Genomic DNA, 11,589 nt, shown 5'->3' on the forward strand with positions numbered 1-11,589 from the left:
TCCCGTCTCCGGCCGCACCGCCTCATACCGGAAGGGAGGCCACGAGATGGACATGACCCAGGCAGCCCTGTTCCTGGACGGCCGGGGGAGAGTTGACGAGGCGGTGAACCTCTTCACCTTCGGCGAGGACGAGATGCGCTGGCTGTGCTGGCTGTACGGCTACCGACTGGAGTACTTCCACCAGGTCAGCAGTTCCTACCGGAGCGCCCACCTGCGCGCCGTCCTCGACCCGGACCCCCGGGCCCGCCTGCGCGGCGACTGGATGCGGAGGCCCGACCTGCGCCCCGACACGCCCTCGCCGCTCCCGTGGACGGTCCGCCGAAGCGGCGACACGTCGCCGCTCTGGACGCCTCCGGGCTGGCCGCCCGGCCACGGACCGCTGCGCCCCGCGCCCGGGCGGATGCCGCTCCCCGGACCTGAGCAGATCCAGGACCGCTACCACCCGGCCGGAGTGTTCGCCCTGGCCGGCGCACTGGCCCTGGGCGCAGCCGCCGTGGCAGCCACCCACCCACTCCTCGCCGCCGGGCTCGCGCTGGCAGCCCTTGCCGCCTGCACGGCCTACCGGCCGCTCAAGCACCACCGTGAACGGCTGCAGCAGAGCGCCGCACATCGACAACTCCCGTACGACCGAGCGCCCGGCGCCGGCCCGCCACCGCTGCCCGACGACCTTGCGTCGGAGCGCCCGCACCGAGAGGACGAACTGTGAGCGGCACGAGGGTCGAGTTCCTGGCCCCGCCGGACTTCGTGGCGTTCGCCGCTGTCGACGACGTCGAGGAGGCCTACGAGCGGGTCGTCGAACGCCTCGGCCCGTCGGCCCAGGACCTCGGCCCTGATCAGCGCCGAGCCGTCACCGACCTGTACCTCGCCGCCTCCGCCGCGCTCACCGATGCCGGCGTCATCTGGTCGGGCACGTGCTTGGGTACGGTCGCGGGCCGGCTTTCGGCCGCCACGCTGTCCGTCACCCAGGCCGGCACGGAGGACGACAGCTCGCAGGAGGTCGCGGTCCAAGGCCTGATCGAAGCCCTCACCGTGCCGTCGGGACCGCCAAGCCGATTGGTCAGTCGATTCGACGCGGTCGTCGGTCCGGTCGTCATGACCCTTGAACAGAGCGAGGGGTGGCAGATCGGTCCCCAGGAACGGATCCCGCTGCTCTCGGCCAAGGCCTACCTGCCTCTGCCGTCCGGGTCGAACCGTGTCCTGATCATCGAGCTCAGCACGCCGGACGTCGATCACTGGCCGGACGTCTACGCCCCCGTGCTCGCGCAGGTCGTCCGGAGCGTCCGTCTGTCCGGCCTTGCGGCGACCACGTCGGCCGCGGAGCCGATCCGCCGGACGTCCACGACCGCACCTGCAGGCCCCGACGACCCGTTCGCCACAGTGCTCCACCCATGAGGGGTAACCGGGTCGCTGAACGGGACCTCGTTCAGCGACCGCCCGCCCGTTGGTACCACCCAAGGTTACGGGCGGGCTGGCTTCGACCTCCTGCGACGCCGGATACTCCTCACCCCCTGAGCCCGGCTTGGCGACTGCGGTGCGAAAGACTGACGGCATGCCTGCCAACGCCCCTCTCGCTTCCTCGGAACAGATCCACACCCACCTCGTCACCCAGCTCAACGACGCTCTCCGTCGACCGGGGATGTGGGGAGGTGAGCTCGCCATCCGGCTGACGCTGGATCATCTCCTGTTCGTTGAGCGTCGCCAGGAAGCATGGGGCGATGAGCAGCGCGCCCTGGAGCAGCGCAAGGCATGGACTCCGACCGGCGTGAAGGGTGCCTTCGAGGGCGCCCTGCCGGCTGATCACGGCACCAGCGTGGCCTCCGTCTACGCGGAGTTCGCGCACCGGCAGGGATGGCTCAAGCTGGACCGGGTGCTGAGCGCGGACGAGTACGCCACGATGCTTGCCGCCATCGACTCATGGGCCAGTCAGGACCGGGTGTGGGCCGACGTGATCTCGGCCTTCGGCGCGCCGTCGGTGCTCTTCGGCAGCACCAACCCCTACTACGGGAAGACGCTCGGCTACGTGACCGCGGACCTCTCCGCGCCAATGCTGTTCTTTCACCTCTGGAACGGCACCGACCCGGACACCGAGCCTTCCTGGCCTCCGAGCCGCGAGCACCCACTGCTCTTGGCAGTCCGCCGTGGTGACGCTCCGTTGGACGCTAGCTTCACCTTCACCCCAGAAGGACTGCGCCGTCGACCAGCGCAGGAAGGGTAGCCTCCGTGTCCCTCCTGCTCGTGGGTCGTTTACGCTCGGTCATCCCGAAATGTTGATCAGAGCCATTGGATCTTCCCGCCTGCGGCCACTGATGGGAAGTCAACCGGCCAGGGCTTCGGTCACCGTCAGTCACGCCCGTCAGATGCCGTCATCCCGTACGACGGATCCCGTGGTGGCCGGGCCGAGGTCGACAGGGAGATGGAACACCGCCAGGGTGACGGCGTCCTCGGCCGTTGTGGTTTCACCGATGGCGTTGGCATGTGGGTGACTCATCACGCGGTACGGGCTGCCCTTGTGCGCCGGGGCGATGGCGACCTCATCCCGGAAGGGGAATCCGGTGCAGGAGCTGAAGCCGAGTGTCCAGTGGCTGGAGTACACGTAGAGCTGTCGCAGCCGCGGCTCGGCAAAGGCAGCTTCCACGAGTGCGTCGAATTCCGGGAAGCCCGGGGCATCGGCTGCCTGTTCCCGCATGTTCCGCCACTGAAGCTCCACCACCGCCGCCGGACCGCGCTCGTGCGCCTCGGCACGCTCGTTGGAGCGCAGAAAAGGCAGCTGCAGTGTGAGCTCCCGCAGGGGCATGCCCTCCCTCCAGGCCACCCCGGCCCTGACGACGTCCGCGAGGTCCGGCGTGGCCCCGGTGATCAGCTCGATGCCCGGGCCGCCCCATCCGGAGACGCTGAACACGCGACTGTGCGAGCCGGTGTAGATGGACATCGCCTTTCGCCCTGAGACCGGCGAAGAGATTCCCGCCGTTACCGGGGAGCCGCCTTCGTGGGGAACCACCGTGATGTCGACACCAAGTTCGGCCGCCACCAGTTCCAGCGCTGCGGTCAGGCTGCCCGCAGCAGCCAGGTCGGGGTAGAGGTCAGCGTCCATCCCCATAGTCTGGCCCAGCAATGCCGGCGAGTGAACGGCTGGCAGGCGAAGCGGCGAGGGAGGCAAATTCGTCACTCCGTGTGCCCGCTCGTTGCGACCCGGAGAGCGAAACTGGCCGTCAGTGAGGGCCGTGAGCGGGGGTCTTCGCCGCGCGGCAGCGGTCCCGGTCCTCCCTCCAGCACCTGGGCAGGTAGAGCCCGCAGACGGAAGGCCCCCGCTACCCGCCTCCCACGCGTGCGGTGACCAGGCCGGACTCGTAGGCCGCGATGACCGCCTGGGCGCGGTCCCGGACGTCGAGTTTGCCGAAGATGCTGGTGATGTAGTTCTTCACCGTCGACAGGCTGATGTCGAGGGCCCGGGCGATCTCGGTGTTGTCGAGGCCGGTGGCCATCAGCCGCCACACCTCGACCTCCCGGGGCGTCAGTGCGCCCGTGTCGGTGACCGGCGGCGGGGCGCCGACCGGGGCTCGGACGTAGGTGGAGATCAGCCGGGTGAGCAGGCGCGGGGCGACCACCGCCTCGCCGGCGTGGACGGTGCGGATCGCCGCGCCCAGTTCCTCCGGCGAGACGTCCTTGGGCAGGAAACCGTGGGCGCCGGCGCGCAGCGCGGCCACCACGTACTCGTCCATGTCGAAGGTGCTGAGGGCGAGGACCCGGCAGGAGGGGAGGGTGCGGGCAAGCTCCTGGGTCGCGCCGACCCCGTCGAGCACGGGCATCCGGATGTCCATCACCACGACGTCGGGGCGCAGCAGGCGGGCGGCGGTGACGGCCTGCTCCCCGTTCTCGGCCTCGCCCACCACCTTGAAGGACGGGTCGGGGGAGAGGATCAGGGACAGGCCGCGGCGCACCAGCGGCTGGTCGTCCGCGATGAGGACCCGGATGCTCGCTGCCACCGTGCCCGCCGGGCCGCCGTCGTCCGACCTCATCGAGCCGCCGTCGTGCGTGCCCGCCGGGCCGTCGCCGTTCACCGGGCTGTCGCCGTGCGCGTTCACCGGGCGGTCGCCGTTCCGTGCTGGACGGCCGCGTCGGCCGTCTCCTCCGGGACCAGTGGCAGGTCGGCCAGGACGGCGAAGCCGCCCTCCGGACGTGGTCCGGTCCGCAGGGTGCCGCCGTGCAGGGCGACGCGCTCGCGCATGCCGATCAGGCCGTACCCGCTCCGGCCGCCGGCCGGCGCCGACTCCTGCGGTGCGGTGCCGCCCGTGCCCGCCGTGCCCCCGTCGTCGCGCACCTCGACGGTGACCCGGTCCGGACCGTACGTCAGGGTGACGCTCGCGCGGGCGGGCCCGGCATGCTTGCGGGCGTTGGTGAGGCCCTCCTGGACGATCCGGAACACGGTCAGGCCGACGGTGGGCGGCAGCGGGCGGCGGGGCCCGTGGACGCCGAAGTCGGTCGGCAGGCCGGCCACCCGGGACTCGTCCACCAGCCGGCCGAGGTCCTCGGCCCCGGGCTGGGGCGCGGGCGGGGCGGTGTCCGGTTCGTCGCCGGCCCGCAGGACGTCCAGGAGCTGGCGCATCTCCCGCAGGGCCATCCGTCCGGAGGACTCCAGGGTGACCAGGGCGTCCCGGACCACCTCCGGGTGGGCGAGGTTGGCCCGGGCGCCGCCGGCCATCAGCTGCATGGTGGTGATGTGGTGCGCCACGATGTCGTGCAACTCCCGTGCGATGCGGCGGCGTTCCTCGGCCACCGCGCGGTCTGCCAGCAGTTTGCGGTTGGCCGCGACCTCCCGCTGCCAGCGCGCCACGGCGAGGCCGGCGCCGGCCACGAGCAGGGTGGAGCAGGAGGTGCCGGCGAGCGCCTGCCAGGAGGGGACGTGCAGGTGGCTCTGGCTCAGCGTGGTCAGCACCGTCGTCGCCGCCGCGGCGGCCGCCGTCACCGGGGCGGGCCGGGCCCGGGCGACCGAGTACAAGCCGGCCATCAGGACGGCGCCGAAGTGGGTGCTCGCCGGTGTGGACAGGTCGATCGCGGCCTCGACGGCCAGGACCGCGGCGAGCGCCGGCACCGGGTGGCGGCGCCGGAGGAGCAGCGGCAGGGCCGACAGCGCGACGAGGAGCAGGCCCGGCGGGGTCACCCGGCGTACCCCGTCCATCTCGCTGAAGAGCAGGAAGTTGAGCAGGTCGAGCGCGCAGGCGCCGGCGGCCACCAGCGCGTCGGTGTGGGTCCACGGCGCGCCGTCGGTCTCCAGCGGCGCGTCCGCCACCCCGCCGGGCCCCGGGCTCCCGCTCGCCCGGTCAGCCCGGTCAGCCCGGTGTGCCGGGTGTGCCGCGTGCGCCGGGTCCGCCCCGAGTGCCGCGTCCAGCGTGGGGCGCTGATGACCGCCCATGTCCGTTCCCCCTCCGTGCCCGGCCCGCGCCGCGCCCCACCGATGAGCCCTGACGGGCCCTGACGAGCCCCGACCAGCCCCGACGAGCCCGATCAGGCCCCGATGAGACCCTGAACAGGCTCTGAACAGGCTCTGAACAGGTCCGATGACCCCATTCTGGCATCGGCCCACCCCACCCCGGCATGGTCCCCACGGCCGATCACGGGGGCCCGGACCAGGACCACGGTCCCGGGTCCGGACCCGGCCGAGGAGCAGGGGCCCGGTGCGGATCGTCCGTCGCGGGGACGTCCGCGGCCCACCCCGGGTGATGGTCTGGAACCCGGCCGGGAACCCCCGGAGCCGAGAACGACCTTGCGGACGCTCGCGTCCACCGCCGGAGGAAACCTTGATCCGCGCACTGACCGGATACTCCACCAGGAACCCGTGGAAGGTGATCACCCTCTGGGTGGTGCTGGGAATCTCCCTGGCCCTGCTGAGCCCGATGCTCCTCGACCGCGTCACCCAGTCCCAGACCGGGGACTTCCTGCCCAGGAGCTACGACTCGGCCGCCGCACTGCGGATCGCCGAGGAGAACTTCGGGATGAAGCCCGACGCCACCACGGTCACCGTGCTGGTCGCCAGGACCGACGGCCAGGCCCTCACCGCCGCCGACCAGCAACGGGTCGAGGCCGAGGCGGCGAAGCTCGCCCAGCGTCGGGTCGTCATGCCCAGGAAGGACGACGCGCCGGCCTTCCTCGTCCCCGACCGGTCCCAGACCCCCCGGGTCGCCCCGGCCATGGTCGCGCCCGACCGCGGCTTCGAACTGCTCTCCGTCGAACTGACCGGCAACGCCGCGAACGAGGGCGTCCAGGACGTCTACCGGGCGTTCCGGGACGCCACCCGCGCCCAGTTCGCCGACGCCGGGATGCGCACCGGGTTCACCGGGGGACTGGCCGACGCCGCGGACACCGCCGACTCCCACCGCACCGCCGCAACGGTCGGCAGCGCGCTCGTCATGGGGCTGATCGTCCTGCTCAACGTGCTGGTGTTCCGCAGCGTGGCGGCGGCCCTGCTGCCGCTGCTCGCCGTCGCCATGATCGGCAGCGTGGCCGGCGGAGCCGTGGCTGTCGCCGCGACGCTGACCGGCCTCAAGCTCGACGCCGGCACCCCCGGGCTGGTCTCCGTGGTCCTGCTCGGCATCGGCGTCGACTACCTGCTCTTCCTGCTCTTCCGCTTCCGCGAGCACCTCCGGGCCCGGCCCGATCAGCCCGCCCGCGAAGCCGCCGCCCAGGTGACCGCCCGGGTGGGCACCGCGATCACCTCGGCCGCGCTGACCATCGTCGCCGCCTTCGCCACCCTCGGCGTGGCCAGCTTCGGCCAGTTCCGCTCGCTCGGCCCGGCCATCGCCGTCGCCGTCCTGGTCATGCTGCTGGGCAGCCTCACCATGATGCCCGCCCTGCTCGCCGCCTGCGGCCGCGGCATGTTCTGGCCCTCCCGCAGCCTGCGCCGCCAGCCGGGCGAGGGCTTCGCCGCCCGCTTCGGCACGCTCGTCGCCCGGCGGCCGCTGCCGATGCTGCTCGCCGCCCTCGCCCTGCTCGGCGCGCTGGCCGCCGGGATGACCGGGATCCGGATGGACTACGGCCTCGGCGGCGCCGACGCCCGGACCCCGGCCGCCGCCACCGCCGCCGAGATCTCCCGCACCCTGCCGGCCGGCGTCTCCGACCCGACCAGCGTCTACGTCGTCACCACGGACGGCACCACCCTCACCCCCGACCGGCTCGACGGCCTCTCCCACGCCCTCACCCAGGTCGAGGGCGTCGGCAAGACGGGCGGCACCGTCCTCAACGGGGACCGCCACGCCGCCAGGATCGACCTCTACCTCACCGCGGACCCGCAGAGCCGGCGCGCCCGCGACCTGGCCTCCGGCCCCGTCCGCGCCGCGGTCGCCGCCCACACACCCGCCGGGACCAGCGCCCACGTGGGCGGCACGGCGGCGATCTTCGCCGACATCTCCACCGCCGTCGACCACGACCTGGCGATCGTCTTCCCGGTCGCGGCCGCCCTGATCGCCCTGATCCTGCTGCTGCTCCTGCGCAGCCTGCTCGCCCCGCTGGTCCTGATGCTCTCGGTCGGGCTCGGCTTCGCCGCCACCCTCGGCGCCGCGACCCTGCTGTTCCAGCACGGGCTGGGCGAACCGGGCGTCAGCTTCACCCTCCCGCTGGTGCTGTTCCTGTTCGTCGTGGCGCTGGGCACCGACTACAACATCCTCATCACCGACCGGATCCGCGAGGAGATGCAGCGCCCCGGCCCGCCCCGCGCCGCCGTCGCCCGCGCCGTACGGCACACCACGCCCGCCATCGCCACGGCCGGCCTGGTCCTGGCCGGGTCCTTCGCGACCCTCGCCGCCACCCCGGGCAGCGAACAAGTCGCCTTCGCGCTGACGCTCGGCATCCTGCTCTCCGCCGTCGTCCTGTCCCTGGTCCTGGTGCCCGCCGTCGCCGCCCTGCTCGGCCGCGCCCTCTGGTGGCCGCTCCGCCAGGCCCGCCACCCCCACCGGGCCGAGCCGGCCCCGGAGCCGTACCGCGTCCCGGTGCCCTGACTGGCGGGCCGTCAGTACTCCCGTAGTACTCCAGCTGTCGATCGTGATCACGTGGCGAGACTGCACCCGGGGCAGTCCGCCACGTGACCGGCCGGGTCAGCGGACCACGTCCGAGAGGTCCAGCCGCTCCATGCGGTCCAGGCAGCGGCCGATCTCGACGACCAGGTCCTCGGCGCTCGGGGGAAACTCCTCCGGTCCTGTGGACAGCAGTTCCTCGCTGTTCCCCGCGTCGTCCTCGACGCTGACGCCGGCCAGGATGTCCGTGCCACTGGCCCTGAAGCTGACGGACAGCGCGAAGACCACCGTGAGACTGCCCGCCAGCCCGAGCACCTGGCCATCGGTGTAGGAGGCTTCGTCCGGGTCGTCCGAGTACTGCCAGACCGGCCCCAGCGACTCGCGTTCACGCACGGCCCGGGCCTGTGCCCGTTCCTCCCAGACCCGTGCCAGCCGTTTCAGCCTGAAGTGGGCATCTCGAAGGGCCACTGCCAGCGCAACGGCACCGCGCCCCGTGTCATCCATCATGTCCCGCTCCCCGCCCGGCACCGTCGGCCGAGACCTCGACAGCCCGCCTCGTACCGCATGGTTGCACCTGCTGGGCGCTTCCGGAGGAGGCGGGGCGGGCGCCGGCCCCCTTGGGCCTGCCTCCCTGATCCGTCGAACCCGATCGCGCCCGAACCTGATCGCGCCGTGGCGTTGCCCGGGCCGCCGCTGACACCTCCCTCGGCTGCTGTCCGGCCGCGCCGCTCCGGCTGAACGGGGCTGCCGTCGATGGCGGCGGGATCGCGGAAATCACCACGGTCCCGCCGTCCGGATCCGGCCCCGGTACCGACTGCACTCACCGTGCAGCGGCCGGTCCGTCACGGAGCGGGCTGTTCCTCGCAGGATGCTCCCCAGACCCGCCGCCGGGCGGTACGCATCACGGGGTCCGCCCCGCTCACGCGGTGCGCCGCCACGCCTGCGGGCGACGGTGACTCAGTCGTTCATATCAAAATGGGTGTTGAGGGTTCCGTCCGCGACGACCAGATCGCTGTAGCCGAGCTGTTCGCCGATCGCTTCGAACCTGGCCAGCCGGCTCAGCCCGATGGGGGCGAAGGACGACTTCAGGGCGCGCAGGAAAAGACGCATCCCGAGGTCCGCCCCCAGGTCTGCCACTACGCGCTCCAGCAGGGGCACGATCGATTCCTTGATGGAGGGTTCGCACCGTTCCAGCAGAGACTTGCGGACCGTATCGAGCTCGTTCAGGATCTGACGACGAATCAAGTTGGAGTCGAACTCGCAAGCTTGAGCCGCGAAGGCTTCTTCATCGCCTGCCAGAATGAACCTTGCACAGATGTCCGCGATTTCGACCAGGAAATCTCTGATCCCACCCGGTCCGCCGCCCGGGGCGAATCGTCTGCCGGTGGTGGAAATCCAGAGTGTCTCCAGCTCGGCGTCGGAGAAGGCGGATGCGACGAGCCGGTGGACGTCCGTGCTCAATGCCGCGGCTTCCTGAGGCCCCGTTCGGTCGAGGCGGAGCGTGACGAATTCCAGCGCCCCAGCCCGATCGGCCGGGCCGTAGAGGCCGCCGATCTTCATGCCGAGCCCGGAGATTCCGAAGTCTCCGTCGGGTCCTAGTGGCTCCATGTTCTTTATCGGTCTCCACTCCGACTGTTGGGGGAATGCCGTAAATGCGATGAAATTGTCCGGATATCTGGCCATGTGCTTCAGCTCGACGACGACCCTCCGGGTTGAAGCCGATATTCTTTCCGATTCGATCCTGCTGTGCTTTGATCCGGTTCGGAAGGGCGCGCTCGTTGGCGGGCACCTTCCGCCACTCTGCGACCGCGAATTGCACAGCCTTCTGGGCGGTCGCGGCACCGGTCCAGACTGTGACCACGCCCTTCGCCGAGGGCCGAGCCACCGTGCGCATGCGCGTCGCCGAGGATAACCCCATGATCCCTACTTGGGCGGCGATTTTCCCACCTGACCACCCGTTGCCTCACGAGGCCGCCACGGTCGTTCGTACTGCCACCGAAGCGTCCTGTCGGCCGATGGGGTCAGGCTCGGGGGAGGAGACGTCGCCAGAGTGCCGGCCGGGCGGGGGAGTCTCGTTCGTCGGGGTGCAGGACCCGGCGGCATTCGGCGCCGAGTCGGCCGACGGCCAGTTCCATCAGCCCCTGGTCCTCGCGGGCGTAACGCATCTGACTTGCCACCAGCTCCTCCCGGTCGCGGCCGGCCGCGACCGCGGAGACCCAGTCGCGCAGCCGGCCGGCGAGCACCTCCACGTGCAGCGCGGCGGACTCCGCGCAGTGCGCGACACCGTACGGGCCCTCCACCACCACCGCGCCGACCGCGCCCGCGACCACGCCTCGCAATTCCTCCAACTCGTCGAGCCGGGCCTGGGCCGCGGCTACGGAGAAGTCGTCGTCCCGGAACCGATCGAGAAGCCCGACCGCCGTGTCCCTGCGGCCGAGGACGGCGGTCGCGCACGCCGCGTACACCTGTCGGCGAGCCTTCTGCTCCTCCAGCGCGGCCTGTCCACTGGCGGTCGCCCGGGCCGAACCGAGCGTGCCCACCACCCCTATACCGGCCACCACGACCGTCCCCCCGATGCCCGCCAGGCCGAGCAGCGCTGTTGAGTCCATCCGCACAGTGTGGCGGCACCACAATCCTCCCCACGATCTGGGGCGGTCCTGCGGCGGTCCCACCTTGCTGAGCCCAAGAGCTCGGTAAGGACTCTTGACAGTCAGGTGGTCCAGACCACCAGTATTGGTCCAGGCCGGAGTGCTTCAGGTCGCCGAAGTCCCCCACCTTCGAAGGGAGCGCGGTCCATGACCGGACCCGTTCGCGCACCACTCCGAGCCCTGCTCGCCGGAGCCGTCACCGCCGCCATCGCCGGCGTGGCGCTCACCGGCACCGTCCACGCGGCGGGCACCCCACTGCCCGCCCAGGTCTTCGCCCCGTACGTCGAGGCCCAGGCCGACGACAGCCTGTCCCAGCTCGCTTCGCAGTCGGGTGACAAGCACCCGGCGATGGCCTTCCTCCAAGCCGCCGCCACCGCCGCCTCCTCCCCGTCGCCCTCCGCGTCGAGTGTCCAGGTGCCCGCCATCCAGGTGCAGGTCAGCCCGTCTTCGGGCACGGTGACCGCCGGCTCGTCGACCACCGCGACCGTGAGCACGGCCATCATCAACAACGGCTCGAACACGTCCATCGCGATGACGGTCAGCGGCGTTCCTGTGGGGGTCACCGCCTCGGTCAGCCCGTCCTCGGTCAACGGGAGCTCCAGCGCCGCCCTGTCGGTGTCGACCGTGTCCACGGTCGTCCCCGGCACCTACACGCTGACGGTCAAGGGCACGCTGACCGGCACCTCGGCCACGTCCTCCGCGACCTACACGCTCACCGTGGCCGGCACCGCCCCGGCGTGCTCCACCGCCTCCTGGGGCGGCACACAGGTCTACACCGGTGGCAACACCGTCTCGTGGAAGGGCCACCGGTGGAGCGCCAAGTGGTGGACGCTGGGCGAGGAGCCCGGCACCACCGGTCAGTGGGGCGTCTGGCAGGACCTCGGTACCTGCTGATCCGCACGCGTCGCCGGGCCGGGCCCCGGAATCGGGGCCCGGCC

Annotated in this window: 11 protein-coding genes; 5 read left to right on the top strand and 6 right to left on the bottom strand. The window is 71.8% G+C overall.

Annotation, left to right across the window (positions count from 1 at the left end):
* Positions 1 to 46 precede the first annotated feature (46 nt).
* From IE329_RS33270 to IE329_RS33280, 3 genes are all read left to right on the top strand, one after another.
* The gene (locus IE329_RS33270; RefSeq protein ID WP_190214762.1) at positions 47 to 706 is read left to right on the top strand and encodes a hypothetical protein; all 660 of its coding nucleotides are present in this window, start codon (positions 47 to 49) and stop codon (positions 704 to 706) included.
* The gene (locus IE329_RS33275) at positions 703 to 1,392 is read left to right on the top strand and encodes a hypothetical protein (protein WP_190214763.1); all 690 of its coding nucleotides are present in this window, start codon (positions 703 to 705) and stop codon (positions 1,390 to 1,392) included. The genes IE329_RS33270 and IE329_RS33275 overlap by 4 nt, the downstream gene beginning before the upstream one ends.
* 157 nt (positions 1,393 to 1,549) lie before the next feature.
* Positions 1,550 to 2,215 carry a hypothetical protein gene (locus IE329_RS33280; protein WP_229927963.1) on the top strand — a complete coding sequence of 222 codons (666 nt, stop codon included), beginning with the start codon at positions 1,550 to 1,552 and terminating at the stop codon, positions 2,213 to 2,215.
* A gap of 138 nt (positions 2,216 to 2,353) precedes the next feature.
* Here IE329_RS33280 and IE329_RS33285 read toward each other — a convergent pair whose 3' ends face one another.
* The 3 genes from IE329_RS33285 to IE329_RS33295 form a co-directional block, all read right to left on the bottom strand.
* Positions 2,354 to 3,091 (bottom strand): DUF6193 family natural product biosynthesis protein, encoded by a 738-nt coding sequence (locus IE329_RS33285; protein ID WP_190214764.1) that lies wholly within the window; start codon positions 3,089 to 3,091, stop codon positions 2,354 to 2,356.
* Positions 3,092 to 3,308: 217 nt separating this feature from the next.
* Complete coding sequence (locus IE329_RS33290) at positions 3,309 to 4,016, bottom strand: response regulator (RefSeq protein ID WP_190214776.1); 708 nt, start codon at positions 4,014 to 4,016, stop codon at positions 3,309 to 3,311.
* Between the two features lie 62 nt (positions 4,017 to 4,078).
* A complete protein-coding gene (locus tag IE329_RS33295) occupies positions 4,079 to 5,287 on the bottom strand; it encodes a sensor histidine kinase (protein WP_229927964.1) in 1,209 nt (402 codons plus the stop codon).
* Between the two features lie 508 nt (positions 5,288 to 5,795).
* Here IE329_RS33295 and IE329_RS33300 point away from each other — a divergent pair.
* Positions 5,796 to 7,988, top strand: coding sequence for an MMPL family transporter (locus tag IE329_RS33300; protein ID WP_190214766.1), 2,193 nt, complete (start codon positions 5,796 to 5,798; stop codon positions 7,986 to 7,988).
* A 96-nt stretch (positions 7,989 to 8,084) separates the two neighbouring features.
* On the opposite strand, the gene IE329_RS33305 is transcribed toward IE329_RS33300, so the two are convergent.
* The 3 genes from IE329_RS33305 to IE329_RS33315 all read right to left on the bottom strand — a co-directional run bounded on the left by IE329_RS33305 (position 8,085) and on the right by IE329_RS33315 (position 10,612).
* Positions 8,085 to 8,396, bottom strand: coding sequence for a hypothetical protein (locus IE329_RS33305; RefSeq protein ID WP_190214767.1), 312 nt, complete (start codon positions 8,394 to 8,396; stop codon positions 8,085 to 8,087).
* 564 nt (positions 8,397 to 8,960) lie between these two features.
* On the bottom strand, positions 8,961 to 9,563 hold the full coding sequence (locus IE329_RS33310; protein WP_229927965.1) for a hypothetical protein: 603 nt from the start codon (positions 9,561 to 9,563) through the stop codon (positions 8,961 to 8,963).
* Positions 9,564 to 10,024: 461 nt separating this feature from the next.
* The gene (locus IE329_RS33315) at positions 10,025 to 10,612 is read right to left on the bottom strand and encodes a hypothetical protein (RefSeq protein WP_190214769.1); all 588 of its coding nucleotides are present in this window, start codon (positions 10,610 to 10,612) and stop codon (positions 10,025 to 10,027) included.
* 186 nt (positions 10,613 to 10,798) lie between these two features.
* On the opposite strand from IE329_RS33315, the gene IE329_RS33320 reads away from it, so the two are divergent.
* Complete coding sequence (locus IE329_RS33320; RefSeq protein ID WP_190214770.1) at positions 10,799 to 11,545, top strand: hypothetical protein; 747 nt, start codon at positions 10,799 to 10,801, stop codon at positions 11,543 to 11,545.
* The last annotated feature ends 44 nt before the right edge of the window (positions 11,546 to 11,589 follow it).

The sequence above is a fragment of the Kitasatospora indigofera genome, assembly GCF_014655955.1.
In the GTDB taxonomy this organism is placed as follows: domain Bacteria; phylum Actinomycetota; class Actinomycetes; order Streptomycetales; family Streptomycetaceae; genus Kitasatospora; species Kitasatospora indigofera.